Here is a 20,141-nt window from a genome sequence, read left to right on the forward strand (position 1 = left end):
GACACGCGAGGCGGGCGGCAAAAGTTTCACCGCAGCCCCTGCCAGCGGTCTCGGATCATGGGAAAGCCCACGTCGCGCCAGAACGGGGGCGAGACGATGCCGTTCGACATTCCGCCCTTGGTGCCCTTGGTCCACGACACGGGCATGGTGTCGGGTGCATCGGCCAGCGCCGTGCCGGTCAGTTCGGCAAATCCGATGTCCAGCGCACGGTTCAATGTGTCCAGATCGTCCGGCATTGCCATGCCGTCAAACAGCCTGCGCAGCGCGTCCCACAACAGCGGGTCACCGCGCAGGCCCCAGCGTCCGGGTGGCGGGGCAAACAGCGCCTCGATCCTGGACATGCCTCAGCCTGCCGGTGGCGGGGGCGGCGGTGGCAGGATGGTGAAAAGCTGCGCCAGCTCGGCCACATCCTCGGCCCGCATCCAGCCGTCCTGACCTGCGGTCCAGACAAAGCTGTCGCGGGTCAGCGTGCCGTCGGCGGCCATGCGGCCCAGCGATGCCTTCGAGAACGGGCCGGTGGTCTTGCCGCCTTCGGCGATGTGCCAGACGTGTTCCACGGGTGGCGGCGGCGGGGCCACGCTGGCGGGGGCCGGTGCTGCGGCTTGCGGACGTGCGCCCCACGGGCCTGCACCGCCGGCAACCTGTTGACCGATCTGCATGCCCAGCCCGGCGCCCAGACCGGTCTGCATCGCCGCGGCACCTGCACCTTCGCGGCCCATGGCCTCGGCGGTCTGGAACTGCATGTATTCCGCCAGATTGCCGATCACGCCCATCGACGACCGTTTGTCCATCACCGCCTCGACCGCAGGGGGAAGCGAGATGTTTTCGATATAAAGTTCGGGCAGCGACAGCCCGTATTCGGCAATCACCGGCGCGATTTGCTTGGACACCAGAGTGCCCAGCTCGCGGGTGTTGGCGGCCATGTCCAGCACCGGAATGCCCGAGCCTGCAAGCGTGCGCGAAAACTCCTGCACGATGATGTTGCGGATCTGAAAGCTGATCTCGTCCATGGTGAATTCGCCGTCGGTGCCGACGATCTCTAGCAGGAACTTCGCCGGATCGGACACTTTGACCGAATAGGTGCCGAAGGCGCGCAGACGCACGGGGCCAAACTCGGGGTCGCGGGCCATGATCGGGTTCTTGGTGCCCCATTTCTGATCGTTGAAACGGGTGGTGTTGACGAAATAAACCTCGGATTTGAAGGGCGATTTGAACCCGTGATCCCAATGTTGCAGGGTCGTCATGATCGGCATGTTGTTGGTTTCAAGCATGTAGAGGCCAGGCGTGAACACATCCGCCAACTGCCCCTCGTGCACGAACACCGCCGCCTGACCTTCGCGCACCGTCAGCTTGGCGCCGTATTTGATCTCGTGACCCTGCCGTTCAAACCGCCAGACCATCGTGTCGCGGGTGTCGTCGGTCCAGTGGATAACGTCGATGAATTCGCCGGAGAGGAAATCGAAAATGCCCATGTGGCCCTCGCGTTAGATGTGCTGCCTTGGCAGCCTGTCACAGCTTGGCGGCGCTCGCCACCAAAACTGCGGGGAATTTGCCCGGATAAGTCGCCCCCGGGGCTGGCGTTCGGTGCAGGCGGTGCGCCTAGATCGGCCCACCGGTCTTTTCGCGGGCGATGATCCGCACGATGGGTTCGGCCTCGGACAGCGTCATGCCGATCTTCAGGCGCGGGTCGTACAGCATCCCCAGCAGCATTTCGTCGTGATCGGTCAGCAGCGCGAATTCGTCGTCGTCGTTAAAGATCGACGGACGCGCCCGCGGGCTGTCGTTGGCGGCGCCCAGTCCCTGCGCCAGCTCTTCGTGAATGCACGACAGGCGCATCAGGTCGGGGTTTTCGGCGCGGATCACGGCGATGGCCGCCGTATAGGTGTGCGGGTCCGGGCCGGTCGCATAGGCGGCAACCGCGCAATAGATATCATCGCCAAGGTTCAGCAGCGGGGCCAGCGACGCCTTGGTGATGCCGGGGATGCGCGTGGCCTGACGGGTCAGCACCTCGGCGCGGTCGTCTTCCGAGACGAACAGAACCATGAAATTGGGCGCGTTGCTCATCGTGACGGTGTGGCCGGTGGCGCGCGCCAGCCTTGCGGCGTAGCGGGTCACATCGCTGCGGTCCTGCCGTTGTTGCGACGCGGGCACCGATCCGCCGAATTCGACGCCCATGCGCACCGGCCCCGCCCAGCGGCGCAGGCTGCCCGACACGCCCGAGGCCAGGTTGCCCGCGCCATATTCGTTGTAAAACACGATCTGGTTAAAGTTGCGCGCCAGCATGTCGGCGCTGAACGGCGTGTCCGGCCCGCCGCCGTCCTGGCGCAGCAGCCCCTGGGACAGTTGCGCCGATTGCACCTGTGCCAGATAGCTGCGCTTGGCCGCGCTGCGCTCGGACGTGGGTTTGGCCACCTGGATGGGGGCCGCCGGACGCTCGGGGCGTGCGCGCGGGGTCAGCACGGGTTCAACCGGGGCGACCAGATCGCAAGCCGCGACGATCAGGCCCAAGGCCATCGCCCCAAGCCCGCGTGTCCACCGCGTTGCGTTCACCCCGGTCATGTGCCCCGCCTTAGTTCGGAACGGACGTGCCGGCGACATCACCGGTGCCGTCCTTGCGCGCCTTGGCCGAAGCCAGCGTATCGCGCAGGTCTGCTTCCATCTTTTTCAGGTCCGCCTCGGCGGCGGCACGCTTGGCCTTGCCTTCGTCCGCGATGGCCAGGCTTTCCTGAATGGTGCCGATCAGGTCCGCGTTGGCCTGTTTCACCGCCTCGATGTCGAACACGCCACGCTCCATTTCGGTGCGGATCATCGTGTTGCTTTCGCGCAGGTTCTTGGCGTTCGCGGTCAGCAGTTCGTTGGTCAGGTCGTTGGCATCGCGCACGGCGGTGGCGGCTTCGGCGCTGCGCTGCATGGTCACGGCCTGTGCCAACTGGGTTTCCCACAGCGGCACGGTGTTCACGAGGGTCGAGTTGATCTTGGTCACCAGCGACTTGTCGTTTTCCTGCACCAGACGGATCGAGGGCAGCGATTGCATGGTGACCTGACGCGTCAGCTTCAGGTCGTGCACCCGGCGTTCCAGATCGTCGCGCGCGGCGCGCAGGTCGCGCAGTTCCTGCGCCTTCATCACCTGTTCGTCCTCGGGGGCGGCGTTCACCTCGGCCTCTTTGGCGGGGATCACATCCGCGTCCATCTCTTCGATCTTGGCCTCGCCGGCGGCGATGTACAGCGCCAGTTCGTCGTAGAAATTCAGGGTCTTCTCATAGAGGACATCCAGCGATTTGATGTCTTTGAGCAGCGTATGCTCATGGGTCAGCAGATTGTCGGTGATCTTGTCGATCTGCGCCTGCACGGTTTCGAACTGGGCGGTGAACTTGGCAAAGGGCGCGGCGCGGCCCAGCAGCTTTTCCCACCACGACCGTTCGCGGCGCACGTCCAGTTCGGATACGCTGAAACCGCGAATGGTTGATACGATGCTGCGCAGGCTGTCGCCGGCGGGGCCCACGTCCTTGTTGCGCACATCGCTCAGCATCGCCTGCGAGATGGTTTGCAACTCAGCCTGTGCCGCCGATCCGAACGACACGATCGACTGGGTGTCGGTCATGTCAATCTCGTCCATGCGCTTGCGAATTTCGGCACTGACGGGCGCGTCGGCGTCTTTCAGGGCAACGACGGCGGTGGCCTCTTTGGGCTCGGGCAGGACAACCGCGTTGATCTGCTCGACCTCGGCCAGTGATTTTTCCGCCTGTTGGCGCACGTTATCAGACATGACTTTTTCCTTACCTTACTCGTTTTTCTGAGAGCCGATGTGCACGCCTTCGCGTTGCAACCGCTCGCGCAATACGTCGATTTCAATGTTCAGGTCGCTGCGGTCGTCCAGCAGCAGCGATCGGGTCCGCGCGTCAAAATTCTGTTCCAGATCGTCCAGCAGGGCGGCGTAATCGGCCCGCGCCTGTGCGTCGCGGGTGCGCGCATAGATGTCGGCAAACTTGATCGTCGCGTCGCGGGCCCCCATCAGGTAGACGCCCAGGTATCGGCGTGCCGCTGTCAGGTCGCGGGGGTCTTCCTCGACCGTGCGGATCAGGGTGCGGGCCTTGGCCTGGAACTGGGCCAGACGGGTTTCCATCTTGCGATCGTTGGCGCGCAGCAGGGCGTCGGACATTTCGCGCAGGTAATTCTCGGCCTCGTCGACCACACGGGCCACACGGTCTTGTTGAAAGGTGTCGACGCCTTCCATGCCCTTGGACCGCAGCGGGTCGATGCCAAATGCGGCGATATGCAGGCCACCGGCGATCACGCCGTAAATGACCGACGATATGATGTCCGACTGATGCGTCACGCCGGCCAGAACCGCGCCTGCGGCCACGGCGACACTGCCCAGCATCTTGCGCGGCAGGGCAGGGCGGCGGGCGACCTTGCGGTCGTGATAGGCCGCCTCGGCGCGCAGGCCTTCGCGGGTCAGCACTGCGGCCAGCGCCCAGATGGCTGCGCCGACCAGGCCGGTGGCCAGCAGCACAGGGCCGTCGCCAAAAGCGGTCAGCGCCAGCGCCAGCGGCGGCAGGAACATCAGGTTCGACCGCAGCCCCGCCGGATCAACCTGCGCGGGGGCCTGCACGAAACCGCGTGTCTTGCCGGTGTCCTTGGACGTGTCGCCCTGCGTGCTGAACTTGCCGCCATACCGCTGCGCCATCAGTCCGCCCCCATCATGCCCAAGCCAACGCCCAGCATCACAACCATCAGCAGGCCAAAGGCCACTTTGGGGATCGCCCCCGTGGGCGCGCCATGGGGTTTTGCAGGCTTGGACGACTGACGAAACACCGAGGCCACGGCACCGGCGGCCACCACGATGGCAAGGATCAGTATCGCAAACAGGATCAGTCGGGACATCCGCAGGGCCTTTGTTCAACAGTGCTATAATACATACGCACACTGCCGGATTTTACCAGTGGTCTGCGTGCGGGGCGTGTCGTCTTGGTGTTCGGCTACAGCAGGATTGTGACAATCAGATCAGGGCGCAAGGGGGAAACTGCGCGCGGGCGCTGCACGGCGCGTGTCTGCCTAGCGCCGTGGCGGTTTGCCCGGTTTCGAGGGGCGCGCGGGGCCGCCGCGTGCCGGACGCGCGCCGCCGGGTTTGCTGCCCGCCGGTTTACTGCCCGCCGGTTTGCCGCTGCTGAATGTCTTGCCACCGCCCGAGGGCTTGCTGCTGAACGTCCGGCCCGCCCCCGAAGGTTTTGCCCCGCCTGTGCGCGCGCCGTCCGGCCGCTCGGACCTGTCCGCACCGGATTTGCCACCCGAACTGAACGTGCGCCCCGCAGGCTTGCCACCGGCAAAGTTCCCGCCCGCCCGAGCACCGGAAGCGCCGGGGCGCTGACCGGATGTTTTCGGACCATGGGGGCGTTTGACGGTGGGCTTGCGTGTGGCGGTGCCGGTGGGTGCCACCTCCAGCGCCTCAAGCCCCAACTGGTCGCGCAGGATCTTGCGGCGCACTTCTTCCACGGTGCCCGGTTTCAGATCACCCAACTGGAAGGGACCATAGCTGACGCGGATCAGACGGTTCACGCTCAGCCCGATTTCTTCCATGGCGCGCCTGATCTCGCGGTTCTTGCCCTCGCGCAGGCCCACGGTCAGCCATGCGTTTGCGCCTTGCTGGCGGTCCAGTGTCACCTGCATCGGCTGGAACCGTTCACCATCGGCGGTGATGCCGTCGCGCAGCGGGGCAAATGTATCCTCGGTGGGCCGCCCGTTGACCCGCACGCGGTAGCGCCGCAGCCAGCCGGTCGCGGGCAGTTCCAGCTTGCGCTTGATCCCGCCGTCGTTGGTCAGCAGCAGCAACCCTTCCGAGTTGATGTCCAGCCGTCCGACGCTCATCACGCGGGGCATATCCTCGGGCAGGTCTTCGAAAATGGTCTTGCGGCCCTTTTCATCCGAATCCGTCGCCACCAGACCGACCGGCTTGTGATACAGCCACAGCCGTTCGTGTTCGGGTTCGGCCACGGGTTTGCCATCGACGACGATCATGTCGCCGGGGGTGACGTTCAGCGCGGGGCTGTCGATCTTGACGCCGTTGACGGTGACCCGTCCGGCTTCGATCATGCGTTCGGCTTCGCGGCGGCTGGCGACGCCTGCGCGGCTGAGGACTTTGGCGATGCGATCGCCCTGGGGTGTGTCTGTGCTCATGTCACGCGGCATAGAGCAATTCGCGGCCTTGCGAAAGCGTCCCTTATCGGGCCATGTGACGGCATGAGTTTTCGCAGCTACATGGACCGCGCGCTGGACGCCGCCACCGCCGCCGCCGCGCGGGGCGAGGTGCCGGTGGGCGCTGTGATCGTGGACCCGGCGGGGCAGGTGGTGGCCGTGGCCGGCAACCGCACCCGCGAGATGTGCGACCCGACGGGGCACGCCGAAATTCTGGCCATCCGCGAAGCCTGCGCTGCGGCGGGGTCGGAACGTCTTGTGGGCCATGACCTGTATGTGACGTTAGAGCCTTGCGCCATGTGCGCCGCCGCCATCGCCGCCGCGCGCATCGGGCGGCTGTATTACGGGGCGTCTGATCCCAAATCGGGCGGCGTGGCCCAGGGGGCGCGGGTGTTCAGCCATCCGCAAAGCCACCACAGCCCCGAAATCTACGACGGCATCGCCGCAGCCGAAGCCGAGGCGATGCTGAAAGCGTTCTTTGCCGCGCGGCGTTAGATCTTGATCGGCTCAAGCACCTGAGGTTCGATCACATCGACGTTTGGTAGCCCGTCCACCAGTGGTTTCGCATCCTGCGCCAGCAGCGGGAACGTGCGGTAATGCGCGGGAATCACGGTTGAAAAGTTGAAATACCGCTTGGCCGCATAGGCCGCCGCCTTCATGTCCATGGTAAAGTGCCCGCCTGCTGACAGAATGCCTACATCGGGTTTATAATAATCGCCCATCCACTCCATGTCGGCCATGATGTCGGTGTCGCCCGAAACATAGATGCACTTGCCTTCGCCGCGGATCATGAACCCGCATTCCTGCCCCATGTACAGCGGCACATCGCCGTCCATGATCGACGAGGAATGCGAGGCCGGCACCAGCGTGACCGACACTTTGCCCAACTGGATCGTGCCGCCCCGGTTGAAGGCACTGCCTTCGACAGCACCTTTGGACACCAGATAGCCGATCAATTCGACAATGCCGGAAATCGGCACGCCGCTGTCCTTGCTGTAATCCGCGACGTCCTGTGTGTGGTCGAAATGCCCGTGGGTGACCAGGATTTGCGTGGCCCCGTCGCAGGCGGCGCGGGCCTTGTCCGTGTCCAGCATCGGGTTGCCGGTCAGCCAAGGGTCGATCAGCAGAACCTGATCCTCGATTTCGATGCGGAATGATCCGTGGCCCAGCCAGATGATGTTCATGCGATGTCTCCTTTGTTCACCGCCGATGGTAGTGCATCTGGCGGCTTTGGGGAGCCTTGGCCAGGGATTTTTTTGAACCAGAGAAGGGAGGACCCGCGTGTTTTTGCAGCCACCATGCGCGTTGGGGGCATCGCGTAGCGGCGTGGCCCTTGCAGCGTGGCGGGCAGGGCGGTAAAGCCCTTGCCAAGCAGATGAAGGAGAGTTCCGATGTCGATTGATACAAGCACGGCGGCCCGCGTGGCCAAGCTGGCCCGGATCAAGGTGGAAGAAGATGCGTTGCCCGCGCTGGCGGCTGAATTCAACACCATCCTCGGCTTCATCGAACAGTTGAACGAGGTGGATGTGGATGGTGTCGAGCCGATGACATCCGTGACCCCGCAGCGGCTGACGCGCCGCGAGGACGTGGTGACCGACGGCGACCAACAGGCCAAGGTTCTGGCCAACGCGCCCGACGCCCGTGAAGGATTTTTTGCCGTGCCGAAGGTGGTGGAATAATGACCGATCTGAACACATTGACGCTGGCCGATGCCCGCGATGCCCTGCGCCGCGGCGACACCACGTCCAAGGAACTGACCGAAGCCTGCCTGAAGGCCATCGACGGGGCGGGGGCGCTGAACGCTTTTGTCCACCACACACCCGAGATCGCGCTGGAGCGTGCCGCCGAAGCGGACAAGCGTATCGCGGCGGGCGACGCCCCCGACATGTGCGGGTTGCCCATCGGCATCAAGGATCTGTTCTGCACCGAAGGCGTGCCTTCGCAGGCGGCCAGCCGCATTCTGGAAGGGTTCCTGCCGCAATACGAATCCACCATCACCGCGCAGTTGAAATCCGCCGGTGCGGTGATGCTGGGCAAGCTGAACATGGACGAATTCGCCATGGGCTCGTCCAACGAAACATCCGCTTACGGCAACGCGGTGAACCCGTGGCGGCGTGGCAATGACGACGCGCAGCTGACGCCGGGTGGCTCGTCCGGCGGCTCGGCGGCTGCCGTGGCGGCCGATCTGTGCCTTGCCGCGACCGGCACCGACACCGGCGGGTCGATCCGCCAGCCTGCGGCCTTTACCGGCATCGTGGGGATCAAGCCGACCTACGGGCGCTGCTCGCGCTGGGGCGTCGTGGCCTTTGCCTCTTCGCTGGATCAGGCGGGACCGATGACCAAGACCGTGCGCGACAGTGCGATCATGCTGGGCGCGATGTGCGGATACGATCCCAAGGACAGCACCAGCGCCAACCTGCCCGTGCCCGATTTCGAGGCGGCGCTGACCGGCGACATCCGCGGCAAGAAAATCGGCATCCCGCGCGAATATCGCATGGACGGCATGCCCGAGGATATTGAAAAGCTGTGGGATGATGGCGCGGCCATGCTGCGTGACGCAGGCGCCGAGATCGTCGACATCTCGCTGCCGCATACCAAATACGCGCTGCCTGCCTATTACGTGATCGCCCCCGCCGAGGCCTCGTCGAACCTGGCGCGCTATGACGGCGTGCGCTTTGGCCATCGTGCCAAGGCAGACCCCGGCGACGACATCACCGCAATGTACGAGAAAACCCGCGCCGAAGGGTTCGGCGCCGAGGTGCAGCGCCGCGTGATGGTGGGCACCTATGTGCTGTCCGCAGGGTTCTACGACGCCTATTACAACCGTGCCCGCCGCGTGCGCACGTTGATCAAGAAAGACTTTGAAGACGTGTTCGCCCAAGGTGTCGATGCGATCCTGACACCGGCCACCCCTTCGGCGGCCTTTGGACTGGGCGAGATGTCCCATGCCGATCCGGTGCAGATGTATTTGAACGACGTGTTCACCGTTACGGTCAACATGGCGGGGCTGCCGGGCGTGGCTGTGCCCACGGGTCTGGACAAGCAGGGTTTGCCGCTGGGTCTGCAATTGATCGGACGGCCCTGGGAAGAGGCCGATTTGCTGTCTTCCGCTTATGCGCTCGAACAAGCGGCCGGATTTGTGGCAAAACCGGGAAAATGGTGGTAAGCAGCCATAAACAGTGGGCACAGACCCACGCAAATGGGCAGAGAAGCGCATGAGATTTTACCTGATCGCCGCAGCACTGGGTGCATTGGCCGCGTGCCAACCGGCCGTTCCTGACAGCGCCGCCGGCGTGGGCAGCCCCGGACGCGGCGTGGGGTTTGACAGCTATGCGCAATCTGTGCCTGCTGCGCCTGCCGTATCCAGTCAAACGCTGGATGGTGCCGCCGAACCTGCGCCAGCGCCCGCCGCAACGGGTGGCTTTGACCCCGATCTGGTCGCCGCCTCGCTGGCCGAGGATGAACGCGCAGCCGCTGCAAACTCGGGTCGTGAGGTGGTGAACGCCAGCCCGTCCAATCCAGCACCCGCAACGTTCAGCAACCCCGGCATCTCGGACGAAAACGACTTTGACGCCGTGGCCTCGCGCCAGACCATCGCCAGCGACAAGGCCCGCATCGCCCAGAACGCCGCGCAATACGAGGTGGTCCAACCCACCGAATTGCCCGCCCGCGATGGATCGGCCGGCCCCAACGTGGTCCAATACGCCCTGCAAACCAAACATGAACGCGGCACCAAGGTGTACACGCGCCTTGGCTTTGGCGGTCAGTCGAAGATGGCGCGCAACTGTGCGAAATATCCCAACGACGACGACGCGCAGATTGATTTCCTGTCCAGCGGCGGCCCGTCGCGCGACCGTATGGGGCTTGACCCCGACGGCGACGGATTTGCCTGCAACTGGGACCCCAGCCCGTTCCGGCGCGCCGCGCAGAACTGATGCAGATCCACAGCCACCCGTCCCCCAACTGCGGCCCCCGCAGGGACGGGCTGGTGCCCGAGCTGGTGGTGATCCACTACACCGCGATGCACAGCGCCGATGCGGCACTGGAACGCCTGTGTGACCCCCAATACGAGGTCTCTGCCCATTACCTGATTGCCGAAGACGGCACCGTGACGCAACTGGTGCCCGAACACCTGCGCGCCTGGCACGCGGGTGCAGGCCACTGGGCAGGGCGCGACGATGTCAATTCGCGCTCGATCGGGATCGAACTGGACAACGACGGCCAGCGTCCCTTTCCCGAGACACAGATGCGCAGCCTTATGACTTTGCTGCGCGGTATCCTTGACCGCTGGTCGATCCCTGCGCAGGGTGTCATCGGTCATTCCGACATGGCCCCCGACCGCAAGTTCGACCCCGGCCCGCATTTCGACTGGCCCCGGCTTGAGGCTGCTGGCCTTGCAGCCCCGCGCGGCACTGGGGCTGGTCCGACCGATCCAACCCCCGAAACCTTCCGCGCCGCCGCCCGCGCCGCAGGCTACACTGCCGATGTCACCGACGACGCGCTGCTGCACGCGGTGCGCCTGCGCTATCGTCCCAAGGCGACCGGCCCGCTCACGGCAGAAGACTACGCCCCCCTTCATCTTGCCAGATAAACTCCCCCCGGAGGGCCGTTTCGCCACAAACACCCGACGCCCCATTGACGCGCGCACCTGCAAGCGTCTAAGCCGCCGGTGCGCGGAAGGCTGGATGGCCGCGGGGGCGGGGGCAACTTCGCGTCCGAGGAAAGTCCGGACTCCACAAAGACACGGTGCCGGGTAACGCCCGGCGGGGGCAACCCCAGGGAAAGCGCCACAGAGAACAGACCGCCTTTATGCGGATCGGGCAACCGACATCACATAGGGGTAAGGGTGAAACGGTGGAGTAAGAGACCACCGCGGGACGGGCAACCGGACCGGCACGGCAAGCCCCACCGGGAGCAATGCCAAATAGGGACCGCGTGTGGCGCAAGCCGCAGGGCTGCTTTGGCCCGAGCAGGTCCGGGTTGGCAGCTAGAGGCGCAGGGGTAACTCTGTGCCAAGATGAATGGCCATCCAAGGGGGGCAACCCCCTGGACAAAATCCGGCTTACAGGCCTTCCGCGCAATTGGCCTTTATTACATCTGCATCTTTTTCCAGCAGCGCCACGGCCACCGACCACGGACCAATCCGATGAGCGTCGCCACAGGGCGAATAAACGCCCATGCGCCGAAAGCCGTGTTAACATCGCGCCGAACCACGCTGTTTTTTCTATGGAATCGAAAGGCCACGCAGATGAAAGTTGTCGTAATGGGCGCTGGCGTCATTGGCGTCACCACCGCGTATTATCTGGCCAAGCAGGGGGCCGAGGTCGTGGTGATCGACCGCCAGATCGGGCCGGGGCTGGAAACCAGCTATGCCAACGCGGGCGAGCTGAGCTATGGCATGACATCGCCCTGGGCGGCACCGGGCATTCCGATGAAGGCGGTCAAATGGTTGTTCATGAAACGCCGCCCGCTGTTCATCTGGCCGCTGATCAGCCCGACCATGTGGAAATGGTGCATCGACATGGTGCGCAACTGCAACGACGAAAGCTATCGCATCAACAAGGGGCGCATGGTGCGGGTGTCGAACTATTCGCGCGACGTGATGCCCGAGCTGATTGCCGAAACGGGGATTGACTATGATGGCCGCGAGCAGGGCACCTTGCAGTTGTTCCGCACCGCCAAGCAGATGAAGGGATCGAAGGCCGATCAGGAGATTCTGGCCGAATATGATTCCCCCTACGAGGTTCTGGGCCGCGACGCCTGTATCGCTGTCGAACCGGCCCTGGCCGAGGTGCGCAACAAATTCGTCGGCGGGCTGCGCCTGACCGCGGACCGCACGGGTGATTGCCGGATGTTCACCATCGCGCTGGCGGAAAAATGCGCGGAAATGGGTGTTGAATTCCAATACGGTCAGGCGATCAAATCCATCGCGGTCGAGGACGGCAAGATCGCGGGCGTCGACACAGAGATTGCGGGGCGCATCACCGCCGACGCTTACGTCTGCGCCATGGGCAGCTATGCGGTGAACGTGCTGAACCCCATCGGGGTCAGGTTGCCGGTCTATCCGGTCAAGGGGTATTCCGTCACCGTGCCGGTCACCGACGATGCCTTCGCGCCGCAGTCGACGATCATGGACGAAACGCACAAGGTGGCCATCACCCGTCTGGGCGACCGCATCCGCGTGGCAGGGACTGCTGAAATTGCAGGCTATTCCAACCGCTTGGGGCCACATGCCACCGACACGGTGAAACATGTCATCAGCGATCTGTTTCCCAAGGGCGGCGATATTTCCCGCGCCGAGGGCTGGACCGGCCTGCGCCCGATGACGCCGGATGGCACGCCCGTGCTGGGGCCGACCAAATACGAAAACCTGTTTGTGAACACCGGCCACGGCACGCTGGGCTGGACCATGGCCTGCGGGTCGGGCCGGGCGGTGGCCGACGTGGTCATGGGCAAGACACCCGAGATTTCCTTTGACGGGCTGACAGCCGCCAGATTTGCCGGAAACTAGGCTGCAATCTTGGGGTCTCAGCACCGTATTCCCGTTGTGTCGCCCGATGTGACAGGATAGACGACCCAAGCGCACGCGGCCCCGTGAATGCACCACGCAGGCAACGCGCGCAGAACTTGCTGCAATTCCGGCCTGCGTGCCTCTTTTGCGGTTGACTCACCCCGCGATCTGCTTAGAAGGCGGGGTTCAGGATTTACGCGCCCGCCTACCGAGGCCACCGGCGCAGCAGGAGAAGAGACATGGCGAAGCCAACCACGATCAAGATCCGTCTGAACTCGTCCGCGGGCACAGGCCACTTCTACGTGACAAAGAAAAACGCACGCACGATGACCGAAAAAATGTCGGTCCGTAAATACGACCCCGTTGCGCGCAAGCACGTTGAATACAAAGAAGGCAAGATCAAGTAAGATCGCTTTCAATTTTCGATACGCTGGGCCGCGCCGCAAGGACGCGGCCTTTTGCGTATCTACCCCCTTGCACCACAGGCACGGTCCCAATCCCCCCGCAGGCGCGCTCCAGCCGCCCGACAGGAGACCGACCATGTTCATCCGCCCCGCCACCGCCACAGACAGGGCCGCCGTCGATGCGTTGTTGATGCGCAGCTATCCCGTGCTGCTGGCCCGTGACTACGCGCCGCACGAGCTGGCGGCGGCCTTGCCGCTGATGACCCGCGCGCGGCCCGAATTGCTGGCCTGTGGCACATATTACGTGATCAAGGATTGCGATGCCGTGATCGGGGCAGGGGGGTGGACACCCGATGCCGATGACCCGACGCTGGGCCATATCCGCCATCTGGTCACCGACCCCCGCCAGTTGCGCGCAGGCGTGGCCAGTTGGCTGATGCACCGCAGCTTTGACGCCGCCCGTGCTGCGGGGGTGCGGCGCATGGAATGCTGGTCGACCCGCACGGCCGAGCGGTTTAATCAGGCTGTGGGCTTCCGCACGTTGGGGCCGCTGGATGTGCGCATGGGCGATCAGGTCAGCTTTCCCGCGATCCGCATGGAACGGACGCTGGAAGCCTAGCGTTCGGTCGGCAGCACGTCGCGCAGCTGGGCCGACAGGGATGCGACGGTTTCGGGCGGATGGTTCATCGTCCGCCGCTTGGTGCCTGCCGGATGGTTGCCCAGTCCCGTGCCTGCACGATGCGCGCCCTTGGGCCGGATCGGGCGCGGAACAAAGCCGCCGCCGCAGTTCGGGCAGACGTTGTGCAGATGCTGGTCAACGCAATCGGCACAAAAGGTGCATTCATAGCTACAGATGCGGGCATTTTCCGCCTCGGGCGGCAGGTCCACATCGCACATTTCGCAGTTGGGGCGCAGTTCCAGCATTATCGCTCTCCTATCTACAGCGCACCGTCGGCAATGATCGTGGTCGGGTCAAGCCCCGCCCGCGCCATCGTCCGGGCCGAGGCTGTGTTGAACGCGGCATAGGTCACCCGAATGCGGCTGATCCCGGCCTCACGGCACAGCAACCGCATGTGCGCGATCAGGGCTGCGGCGATGCCCAGACGGCGGTGGGCTGCATCCACACAGACGTGATGCAGCACCGCCTGATGCACCGCGGGTTTCAGCACCGAGGCCGCGCGGCGTTCTTCTTCGAACACCAGATAGCCCATGGGCGCGTCCACATCCCCCGCCACCAGCGCCGTCACCTGCGGTTGCGCCAGCCAGTCGGTCAGAAACCCGCGCAGCACCCGCGCCTCGGGCGTGGGCAGATAGTGCTGCGGCTGGTGCGCGACATGCAGATCATGCACTTGCCGCAGCAACGGCTCTAACACGGCGGCGCGGTCGGGGGGCAGGGTGGTGATCATGATGTGATCCCTCAAGCGGGCGGACAAAGAAAAAGGGCCGGTCCTGCGACCAGCCCTTTCAAAAGAGGTTCTGTTGGAACGCGCGTTATTCGCGGCTGCCGAAAAGTTGCAGCAGGAACATGAACATGTTGATAAAGTCCAGATACAGGTTCAACGCACCCATGATCGCTGCCTTGCCCAGCCATTCGCTGTCCATTTGGGCCGCGTGCTGGATATAGTCGTTTTTGATCTTCTGCGTGTCATAGGCGGTCAGACCGGCAAAGATCAGCACGCCCAGGATCGACACAGCGAACATGATCGCCGGCGATTGCAGGAAGATGTTGACGATCGAAGCCACCAGGATACCGATCACACCCATGATCAGGAACGAACCCCAACCCGAGATGTCTTTCTTGGTGGTGTAGCCCCACAGCGACAGACCCGCGAAGGCGATCGAGGTGATCAGGAACACCTGCGCGATGGACATGCCGGTAAAGGCAACAAAGATCCAGCTCAGCGACAGGCCCATGATGGCCGCGAAAGCGTAAAAGAACAGTTGTGCGCCCGCCGCAGACAGACGGTTGATCGCGGCACCAAAGGCAAAGATCATGCCCAATGGTGCAAACATCACGATCCAGCCCAGGATGTTGGGTTGCAGCGTTGCGGGATCACGGAAAATCCCCAACAGGTCGGGGTTCGACCCCACGGCCCATGCCACGAGGAACGTCAGCAACATGCCTACGGACATGGTGCCGTAGACTTTGTTCATGTGGGCGCGAAGCCCGGCGTCGATCTCGGCAGAGCGTGTGCCAGCTGCTGCTGTCCGGATCGTGTTGATGTCAGCCATTGAAAGCCTCCGTTATTAACACTGATGATCCGCAGATTTCAGCCTGCGGCGTTAGTGCTTCAAATATCGGGATGCGAGGCCGGGGTTTCAAGTGTTTTCGGTGCGTTATCGCCTGCTTTTTGCAGGCGACCGCCGAATATTTTTCTCACCGGGACGGGATTATTTTTTCCAGTTGGCCGGCACGTCCCAAACCGGGCGCGTGGCTTCGGCCTGCGCCTGTTGCGCGGACACGCCAATATCGTCCAGTGCGGCAGCATCCAGTTGTGCCAGCGCGCGGCGCGACCGCCACAGGCCCAGCAGGCTGGCGCGGGTCGGTCCGGTGCGTTTTGTCGCTGTAAACAAGGTCGAGCGGGCGATTGCATCTATCATGGTCATCTTTGTCTATCCTTCGGGGCGGCGCATGAAACGTCGGGTTTCCATCAATTCTGTTGATGTATATGCCAATTCATGTAACATTTTTAAAACGAATGTTTGTGCTGCGATGTATCAAGGAGCTTGATGTATGAGAAATCTGGACATCACCACGCTGCGGTCGTTTGCCGCTGTTGCCGAAACCGGGGGCGTGACCCGTGCGGCCGGATTTCTGCATCTGACCCAATCGGCGGTGTCGATGCAGCTTAAACGGCTTGAGGAAACATTGGGGCTGGAGCTGCTGGACCGGTCGGGGCGCACCATCGCGCTGACCTCGGCGGGGGAACAGTTGCTGGTCTATGCCAAACGTATGGTCGCGCTGAACGACGAGGTGATCGTGCGCCTGACCGATCAGGCCTTTGTCGGGCAGATCCGGCTGGGGGTGCCCCACGACATTGTCTACCCGGCGATCCCGCGCGTGCTGAAACAGTTCAACGCCGCTTTCCCGCGGGTGCAGGTGCATCTGATCTCTTGCTACACCAAGGCGCTGAAAGAGGATTTCGGCAAGGGCGAATGCGACCTGATCCTGACCACCGAAACCTTCGTGGATGCGGGGGGCGAAACCCTGTGCGTCAAGCCGCTGTGCTGGCTGGGTGCGCCCAACGGGTCGGCGTGGCGGCAACGCCCCCTGAAGCTGGCCTTTGGTCGCCACTGCACATTCCGGCCCCGTGTCATCGAACGGCTGGACAAGGCAGGCATCGACTGGGACGTGATCGTGGAAACCGACAGCGACCGCACCATCGAGGCCACGGTCAGCGCCGATCTGGCCATCAACACCATGATCGAAGGCACCGAGCCGCCGCATCTGGAGCGGATCGACCACGGCGGCCATCTGCCGGACCTGCCCGCACAGATGATTAACCTGTATGGCGCGACCACGTCAAAAAATGTAGTGCACGACGCCTTGGCCGACCTGTTGCGGCGGTCTTTTGGGGCCGAAGAGCAAACCAAACTGCGCGCCGTTTAACGTGGCTTTCGGGCGGGCATTGGCGGGGTCTGTTCTACCTTGAGTTGGGTGGTCTGAACCCCTCGCCGGCCTGCTGCGGGATGTTCGGCAATCATCACCTGCGCATTGGCCAAAGGCATCTGGACCGCGATTTCGTCGCTAATAGCCATAGTATGCTGGCGCGAATCATCTTTGGCGGCTTCCGGCGTGCGAAACGCTTTCTTTACCTAGGGTCACCTTGTCTGCGGGCCGCGAGTGGCTGGCGGATTTGGCCGGTTCACGCGCGCAATCTGCGGAAAACACTCTAAGTTGAACGCCAGAACAGTTGATTTTACCCGCCAATTGCGTATATTTTAAGACATAAGTGTGTTAGTGTGTCCAAGCCTGAATTTGAATGTATCTTCTTCAGCATGGCGTTTCTGTAGGAGGTATAAATTGGCTCACAAGGTTGACGAGCATGTCGGGAAACGAATTCGCCAGCGTCGCTGGCTGATTGGTATGACCCAACAAAAACTGGCCGAGATGGTCGGTATCAAGTTCCAGCAAATCCAGAAGTATGAAACCGGTGCCAACCGTGTCAGCGCGTCGCGTCTTTGGGACATCGGCGAGGCGATGGGTGTCAATGTTGCCTTCTTCTTCGAGGGACTTGATGGCGCGCACAGCGCACCGACCTCCAACCGGTTCGTGTCCGGCGACCTGCTGGAAGACAAGGAAGCGATGGATCTGGTGCGGTCGTATTACGCGATCCCCAAGAACCAGCGCCGCCGCCTGTTCGAACTGGCCCGCGTTCTCAGCGACGTTGCATAAACCTTGCTGACAGGTGGGGGATGCACTTGCTTTGCATCCGTCAAACTGGCACCTCGGCAGCATGACACAGATACATGATGCCCTGCTGGACGTGGCGCAACAGTTGGCCGATGCGGCCCGCGCCGCGATCCTTCCCCATTTTCGCAACAGCGCGCTGACGGCTGAAAACAAGCTGGACGGCGGCTATGATCCTGTGACCATCGCAGACCGCGCCGCCGAACAGGCGATGCGCGCGGTGCTGGCCGACCTGCGCCCCGACGATGCCATTCTGGGCGAAGAGTTCGGCAGCGTTGCAGGCACCAGTGGGCTGACTTGGGTGCTGGACCCGATCGACGGCACGCGCGGCTTTGTTTCGGGCACCCCGACATGGGGCGTCCTAATTGCCGTGGGCGGGGCGGATGGCCCCGAGATTGGCATCATCGACCAGCCCTATATCGGCGAGCGTTTCATTGGCACGCCACAGGCCGCGTGGGTGCATGGGCCACAAGGGCACGCGCCGTTGCAAACACGCGCCGCGCGTCCGCTGTCGCAGGCCACCGTGTTCACCACCTTCCCCGAGGTCGGAACCCCCGCCGACGCCGCAGCTTTCGCCGACGTGGCAGGGCGCGCGCGGCTGACGCGCTATGGCATGGATTGCTATGCTTATGCGCTGGTCGCCGCAGGGCAGGTTGATCTGGTGATCGAGGCGGGGCTGAACGCCTATGACATTCAGGCCCCCATCGCGCTGATCCAAGCGGCCGGCGGCATCGTCACCGACTGGCAGGGCGGCCCCGCCCACAACGGCGGGCGCGCGCTGGCCGCCGCCAATGCCGACATCCACGCACAGGCGCTGGCCATTCTGGCAAAACACGCATGACCGAGGTTCTGATCCAGGGTGCCGACCACATCCTGACCATGGATGATGACCGCCGGGAACTGACCGGTGCCGACATCTTGGTGCGGGACGGGCAGATCGCCGCCGTGGGGCAGGGGCTGCGGACCACCGGCGAGACGGTTCTGGCCAAGGGGTGCGTCGTGACCCCGGGCCTCGTGAACACCCACCACCACCTGTACCAGACGCTGACCCGCGCCGTGCCGGGCGGGCAGGACGCGTTGTTGTTCGGCTGGCTGAAAACGCTTTATCCGATCTGGGCGCGGTTCACGCCCGATCACATGCACACCTCGGCGCAGGTCGGGCTGGCCGAACTGGCGCTGTCGGGCTGCACGCTGTCGTCGGATCACCTGTACCTTTATCCCAACGGTGCGCGGCTTGAGGATACGATTCACGCAGCCGCAGAGCTGGGTTTGAGATTTCATCCCACGCGCGGCGCGATGAGCATTGGCGAAAGCGCGGGCGGCCTGCCCCCCGACACGCTGGTCGAGGACGAGGCCGCGATCCTGAACGATTGCATCCGGGTCATCGACGCCTTTCACGATCCGTCCGAAGGGTCGATGTGCCGCGTGGGCGTGGCCCCCTGTTCGCCGTTCTCGGTCAGCACCGAGCTGATGCGCGACGCGGCGCTGCTGGCGCGGGACAAGGGCGTGATGATGCACACCCATCTGGCTGAAAACGACGAGGATATCGCCTATAGCCTTGCCGCCTATGGCAAGCGACCGGGCGAATATGCGCAGGATCTGGGCTGGGTCGGGCCGGATGTCTGGCACGCGCATTGCGTGAAACTGGATGCCTCCGAGATCGCGCTGTTTGCCAGCACCCGCACGGGCGTGGCCCATTGTCCATGCTCGAACTGCCGTCTGGGCAGCGGCATCGCCCCTGTGCGCAAAATGCGCGACGCAGGCGTGCCCGTGGGTCTTGGCGTTGACGGATCGGCCAGCAACGACGCGGGCAATCTGGTCGCCGAAGCGCGGCAGGCGATGCTGTTGCAACGTGTCGCGAACGGGGCCGACGCGATGAGCGCGCGCGAGGCGCTGGAGATTGCCACCCGTGGCGGCTCCGACGTGCTGGGCCGCCCCGACTGTGGCCGCATCGCGGTGGGCAAACGCGCCGATCTGGCCATCTGGGACGTCAGCGGCATCGAAAGCGCAGGCAGCTGGGACCCGGCGGCACTGTTGCTGGCAGGACCGACTGCGGTGCGCGACCTGTTCGTCGAAGGCCGCCAGATCGTGCGCGACGGGCAGGTCACGACGCTGGACATGGGGGCCGTGATTGCACGGCAGAATAAACTCGCCGGTCGGCTGCGCGAGGCGTTATAGTGGTGGCAATCCAAGGGAGGATGCCATCATGACGCACCACACAGGCGGATGTTATTGCGGCGCTGTGCGCTATGAAACCTCGGGCGATGCGATGTTCAAGGCGCAGTGCCATTGCCGCGAATGCCAATACCTGACCGGCGGCGGTCCGAACTTTTTCATGCTGATGACGGGCGAAGGGTTTTCCTATACCCAAGGTGCGCCAAAGCAGTTCAAACGCGCCGATCTGGACGACCCCGTCACGCGCGAATTCTGTGCAGACTGCGGCACGCATCTGGTCACCCTGAACCCGCGTCGGGGCGGGCATGTGATTGTAAAGGTCGGCACGCTGGATGATCCGTCAGGGGCCTATGGCGGGCCTGCTGCGGCGATCTATACCTGCGATCAGCAACCTTTTCACACGGTGGCCGAAGGATTGCCTTGTTTCGAAAAGCTACCGCCGCGCTAG

Annotated in this window: 25 protein-coding genes and 1 other RNA gene; 14 read left to right on the plus strand and 12 right to left on the minus strand. The window is 63.7% G+C overall.

What is annotated here, in order from left to right; translation table 11 throughout:
- Positions 1–26: 26 nt before the first annotated feature.
- The 7 genes from AAC077_RS17355 to AAC077_RS17385 all read right to left on the minus strand — a co-directional run bounded on the left by AAC077_RS17355 (position 27) and on the right by AAC077_RS17385 (position 6,174).
- On the minus strand, positions 27–341 hold the full coding sequence (locus AAC077_RS17355; RefSeq protein WP_339772208.1) for a hypothetical protein: 315 nt from the start codon (positions 339–341) through the stop codon (positions 27–29).
- A 3-nt stretch (positions 342–344) separates the two neighbouring features.
- Complete coding sequence (locus tag AAC077_RS17360; RefSeq protein ID WP_339772211.1) at positions 345–1,472, minus strand: SPFH domain-containing protein; 1,128 nt, start codon at positions 1,470–1,472, stop codon at positions 345–347.
- Positions 1,473–1,599: 127 nt separating this feature from the next.
- Complete coding sequence (locus AAC077_RS17365; RefSeq protein ID WP_339772214.1) at positions 1,600–2,559, minus strand: DUF2927 domain-containing protein; 960 nt, start codon at positions 2,557–2,559, stop codon at positions 1,600–1,602.
- A gap of 10 nt (positions 2,560–2,569) precedes the next feature.
- Positions 2,570–3,766 carry a toxic anion resistance protein gene (locus AAC077_RS17370; RefSeq protein ID WP_339772216.1) on the minus strand — a complete coding sequence of 399 codons (1,197 nt, stop codon included), beginning with the start codon at positions 3,764–3,766 and terminating at the stop codon, positions 2,570–2,572.
- Positions 3,767–3,781: 15 nt separating this feature from the next.
- The gene (locus AAC077_RS17375; RefSeq protein ID WP_339772219.1) at positions 3,782–4,687 is read right to left on the minus strand and encodes a 5-bromo-4-chloroindolyl phosphate hydrolysis family protein; all 906 of its coding nucleotides are present in this window, start codon (positions 4,685–4,687) and stop codon (positions 3,782–3,784) included.
- A complete protein-coding gene (locus tag AAC077_RS17380) occupies positions 4,687–4,884 on the minus strand; it encodes a hypothetical protein (protein ID WP_339772221.1) in 198 nt (65 codons plus the stop codon). Before AAC077_RS17380 ends, AAC077_RS17375 begins: the two co-directional genes overlap by 1 nt.
- A gap of 171 nt (positions 4,885–5,055) precedes the next feature.
- Positions 5,056–6,174, minus strand: coding sequence for a pseudouridine synthase (locus AAC077_RS17385; RefSeq protein ID WP_339772223.1), 1,119 nt, complete (start codon positions 6,172–6,174; stop codon positions 5,056–5,058).
- A gap of 63 nt (positions 6,175–6,237) precedes the next feature.
- On the opposite strand from AAC077_RS17385, the gene AAC077_RS17390 reads away from it, so the two are divergent.
- A complete protein-coding gene (locus AAC077_RS17390; RefSeq protein WP_339772226.1) occupies positions 6,238–6,687 on the plus strand; it encodes a nucleoside deaminase in 450 nt (149 codons plus the stop codon).
- Here the strand turns inward: AAC077_RS17390 and AAC077_RS17395 are convergent.
- Complete coding sequence (locus AAC077_RS17395; protein WP_339772228.1) at positions 6,684–7,376, minus strand: metal-dependent hydrolase; 693 nt, start codon at positions 7,374–7,376, stop codon at positions 6,684–6,686. The two genes, AAC077_RS17390 and AAC077_RS17395, sit on opposite strands and share 4 nt — an antisense overlap.
- A gap of 207 nt (positions 7,377–7,583) precedes the next feature.
- Between AAC077_RS17395 and gatC the strand changes: the two genes are divergently transcribed.
- The 8 genes from gatC (at position 7,584) to AAC077_RS17435 (ending at position 13,726) form a co-directional block, all read left to right on the plus strand.
- On the plus strand, positions 7,584–7,871 hold the full coding sequence (gatC, locus tag AAC077_RS17400) for an Asp-tRNA(Asn)/Glu-tRNA(Gln) amidotransferase subunit GatC (RefSeq protein WP_339772230.1): 288 nt from the start codon (positions 7,584–7,586) through the stop codon (positions 7,869–7,871).
- On the plus strand, positions 7,871–9,358 hold the full coding sequence (gatA, locus tag AAC077_RS17405) for an Asp-tRNA(Asn)/Glu-tRNA(Gln) amidotransferase subunit GatA (protein ID WP_339772233.1): 1,488 nt from the start codon (positions 7,871–7,873) through the stop codon (positions 9,356–9,358). The genes gatC and gatA overlap by 1 nt, the downstream gene beginning before the upstream one ends.
- A gap of 49 nt (positions 9,359–9,407) precedes the next feature.
- Positions 9,408–10,127 carry a hypothetical protein gene (locus AAC077_RS17410; protein ID WP_339772236.1) on the plus strand — a complete coding sequence of 240 codons (720 nt, stop codon included), beginning with the start codon at positions 9,408–9,410 and terminating at the stop codon, positions 10,125–10,127.
- Positions 10,127–10,783, plus strand: a complete 657-nt coding sequence (locus tag AAC077_RS17415; protein WP_339772239.1) for an N-acetylmuramoyl-L-alanine amidase — start codon at positions 10,127–10,129, stop codon at positions 10,781–10,783. The genes AAC077_RS17410 and AAC077_RS17415 overlap by 1 nt, the downstream gene beginning before the upstream one ends.
- Before the next feature lie 82 nt (positions 10,784–10,865).
- Positions 10,866–11,273: RNase P RNA component class A (gene rnpB / locus AAC077_RS17420), an RNA gene on the plus strand.
- 167 nt (positions 11,274–11,440) lie between these two features.
- Positions 11,441–12,703, plus strand: coding sequence for a D-amino acid dehydrogenase (locus AAC077_RS17425; protein ID WP_339772242.1), 1,263 nt, complete (start codon positions 11,441–11,443; stop codon positions 12,701–12,703).
- Positions 12,704–12,942: 239 nt separating this feature from the next.
- Positions 12,943–13,110: a 50S ribosomal protein L33 gene (rpmG, locus tag AAC077_RS17430; RefSeq protein ID WP_028958297.1), complete on the plus strand. Its 168-nt coding sequence runs from the start codon at positions 12,943–12,945 to the stop codon at positions 13,108–13,110.
- A 133-nt stretch (positions 13,111–13,243) separates the two neighbouring features.
- On the plus strand, positions 13,244–13,726 hold the full coding sequence (locus AAC077_RS17435) for a GNAT family N-acetyltransferase (protein WP_339772245.1): 483 nt from the start codon (positions 13,244–13,246) through the stop codon (positions 13,724–13,726).
- On the opposite strand, the gene AAC077_RS17440 is transcribed toward AAC077_RS17435, so the two are convergent.
- The 4 genes from AAC077_RS17440 to AAC077_RS17455 form a co-directional block, all read right to left on the minus strand.
- On the minus strand, positions 13,723–14,031 hold the full coding sequence (locus AAC077_RS17440) for a DUF1272 domain-containing protein (RefSeq protein ID WP_339772248.1): 309 nt from the start codon (positions 14,029–14,031) through the stop codon (positions 13,723–13,725). The genes AAC077_RS17435 and AAC077_RS17440 overlap by 4 nt on opposite strands.
- A gap of 14 nt (positions 14,032–14,045) precedes the next feature.
- Complete coding sequence (locus AAC077_RS17445) at positions 14,046–14,513, minus strand: GNAT family N-acetyltransferase (RefSeq protein WP_339772250.1); 468 nt, start codon at positions 14,511–14,513, stop codon at positions 14,046–14,048.
- A gap of 85 nt (positions 14,514–14,598) precedes the next feature.
- A complete protein-coding gene (locus AAC077_RS17450) occupies positions 14,599–15,339 on the minus strand; it encodes a Bax inhibitor-1/YccA family protein (RefSeq protein WP_339772253.1) in 741 nt (246 codons plus the stop codon).
- Positions 15,340–15,498: 159 nt separating this feature from the next.
- Positions 15,499–15,714: a DUF1127 domain-containing protein gene (locus AAC077_RS17455; protein WP_339772255.1), complete on the minus strand. Its 216-nt coding sequence runs from the start codon at positions 15,712–15,714 to the stop codon at positions 15,499–15,501.
- 127 nt (positions 15,715–15,841) lie between these two features.
- On the opposite strand from AAC077_RS17455, the gene AAC077_RS17460 reads away from it, so the two are divergent.
- The 5 genes from AAC077_RS17460 (at position 15,842) to AAC077_RS17480 (ending at position 20,141) form a co-directional block, all read left to right on the plus strand.
- Complete coding sequence (locus AAC077_RS17460; RefSeq protein WP_339772258.1) at positions 15,842–16,717, plus strand: LysR family transcriptional regulator; 876 nt, start codon at positions 15,842–15,844, stop codon at positions 16,715–16,717.
- A 414-nt stretch (positions 16,718–17,131) separates the two neighbouring features.
- Positions 17,132–17,503, plus strand: a complete 372-nt coding sequence (locus AAC077_RS17465; protein WP_339772261.1) for a helix-turn-helix transcriptional regulator — start codon at positions 17,132–17,134, stop codon at positions 17,501–17,503.
- A gap of 61 nt (positions 17,504–17,564) precedes the next feature.
- Positions 17,565–18,359, plus strand: coding sequence for a histidinol-phosphatase (gene hisN / locus AAC077_RS17470; RefSeq protein ID WP_339772264.1), 795 nt, complete (start codon positions 17,565–17,567; stop codon positions 18,357–18,359).
- The gene (locus AAC077_RS17475; protein WP_339772266.1) at positions 18,356–19,696 is read left to right on the plus strand and encodes an 8-oxoguanine deaminase; all 1,341 of its coding nucleotides are present in this window, start codon (positions 18,356–18,358) and stop codon (positions 19,694–19,696) included. Before hisN ends, AAC077_RS17475 begins: the two co-directional genes overlap by 4 nt.
- 28 nt (positions 19,697–19,724) lie before the next feature.
- Positions 19,725–20,141: a GFA family protein gene (locus tag AAC077_RS17480; protein ID WP_339772269.1), complete on the plus strand. Its 417-nt coding sequence runs from the start codon at positions 19,725–19,727 to the stop codon at positions 20,139–20,141.

Source organism: uncultured Pseudosulfitobacter sp., from assembly GCF_963976325.1.
Classification (GTDB): domain Bacteria; phylum Pseudomonadota; class Alphaproteobacteria; order Rhodobacterales; family Rhodobacteraceae; genus Pseudosulfitobacter.

What these genes read in the sequence shown, in the direction of transcription:
- AAC077_RS17380 (WP_339772221.1), bottom strand. Translation starts at nt 4,884, where the DNA reads ATGTCCCGACTGATCCTGTTTGCGATACTGATCCTTGCCATCGTGGTG.
- AAC077_RS17365 (WP_339772214.1), bottom strand. Translation starts at nt 2,559, where the DNA reads ATGACCGGGGTGAACGCAACGCGGTGGACACGCGGGCTTGGGGCGATG.
- AAC077_RS17410 (WP_339772236.1), top strand. Translation starts at nt 9,408, where the DNA reads ATGAGATTTTACCTGATCGCCGCAGCACTGGGTGCATTGGCCGCGTGC.
- AAC077_RS17360 (WP_339772211.1), bottom strand. Translation starts at nt 1,472, where the DNA reads ATGGGCATTTTCGATTTCCTCTCCGGCGAATTCATCGACGTTATCCAC.
- AAC077_RS17445 (WP_339772250.1), bottom strand. Translation starts at nt 14,513, where the DNA reads ATGATCACCACCCTGCCCCCCGACCGCGCCGCCGTGTTAGAGCCGTTG.
- AAC077_RS17460 (WP_339772258.1), top strand. Translation starts at nt 15,842, where the DNA reads ATGAGAAATCTGGACATCACCACGCTGCGGTCGTTTGCCGCTGTTGCC.
- AAC077_RS17475 (WP_339772266.1), top strand. Translation starts at nt 18,356, where the DNA reads ATGACCGAGGTTCTGATCCAGGGTGCCGACCACATCCTGACCATGGAT.
- AAC077_RS17440 (WP_339772248.1), bottom strand. Translation starts at nt 14,031, where the DNA reads ATGCTGGAACTGCGCCCCAACTGCGAAATGTGCGATGTGGACCTGCCG.
- AAC077_RS17435 (WP_339772245.1), top strand. Translation starts at nt 13,244, where the DNA reads ATGTTCATCCGCCCCGCCACCGCCACAGACAGGGCCGCCGTCGATGCG.
- AAC077_RS17425 (WP_339772242.1), top strand. Translation starts at nt 11,441, where the DNA reads ATGAAAGTTGTCGTAATGGGCGCTGGCGTCATTGGCGTCACCACCGCG.
- AAC077_RS17395 (WP_339772228.1), bottom strand. Translation starts at nt 7,376, where the DNA reads ATGAACATCATCTGGCTGGGCCACGGATCATTCCGCATCGAAATCGAG.
- AAC077_RS17370 (WP_339772216.1), bottom strand. Translation starts at nt 3,766, where the DNA reads ATGTCTGATAACGTGCGCCAACAGGCGGAAAAATCACTGGCCGAGGTC.
- AAC077_RS17480 (WP_339772269.1), top strand. Translation starts at nt 19,725, where the DNA reads ATGACGCACCACACAGGCGGATGTTATTGCGGCGCTGTGCGCTATGAA.
- hisN (WP_339772264.1), top strand. Translation starts at nt 17,565, where the DNA reads ATGACACAGATACATGATGCCCTGCTGGACGTGGCGCAACAGTTGGCC.
- AAC077_RS17375 (WP_339772219.1), bottom strand. Translation starts at nt 4,687, where the DNA reads ATGGCGCAGCGGTATGGCGGCAAGTTCAGCACGCAGGGCGACACGTCC.
- gatA (WP_339772233.1), top strand. Translation starts at nt 7,871, where the DNA reads ATGACCGATCTGAACACATTGACGCTGGCCGATGCCCGCGATGCCCTG.
- AAC077_RS17415 (WP_339772239.1), top strand. Translation starts at nt 10,127, where the DNA reads ATGCAGATCCACAGCCACCCGTCCCCCAACTGCGGCCCCCGCAGGGAC.
- AAC077_RS17450 (WP_339772253.1), bottom strand. Translation starts at nt 15,339, where the DNA reads ATGGCTGACATCAACACGATCCGGACAGCAGCAGCTGGCACACGCTCT.
- gatC (WP_339772230.1), top strand. Translation starts at nt 7,584, where the DNA reads ATGTCGATTGATACAAGCACGGCGGCCCGCGTGGCCAAGCTGGCCCGG.
- AAC077_RS17355 (WP_339772208.1), bottom strand. Translation starts at nt 341, where the DNA reads ATGTCCAGGATCGAGGCGCTGTTTGCCCCGCCACCCGGACGCTGGGGC.
- AAC077_RS17385 (WP_339772223.1), bottom strand. Translation starts at nt 6,174, where the DNA reads ATGAGCACAGACACACCCCAGGGCGATCGCATCGCCAAAGTCCTCAGC.
- AAC077_RS17390 (WP_339772226.1), top strand. Translation starts at nt 6,238, where the DNA reads ATGAGTTTTCGCAGCTACATGGACCGCGCGCTGGACGCCGCCACCGCC.
- rpmG (WP_028958297.1), top strand. Translation starts at nt 12,943, where the DNA reads ATGGCGAAGCCAACCACGATCAAGATCCGTCTGAACTCGTCCGCGGGC.
- AAC077_RS17455 (WP_339772255.1), bottom strand. Translation starts at nt 15,714, where the DNA reads ATGACCATGATAGATGCAATCGCCCGCTCGACCTTGTTTACAGCGACA.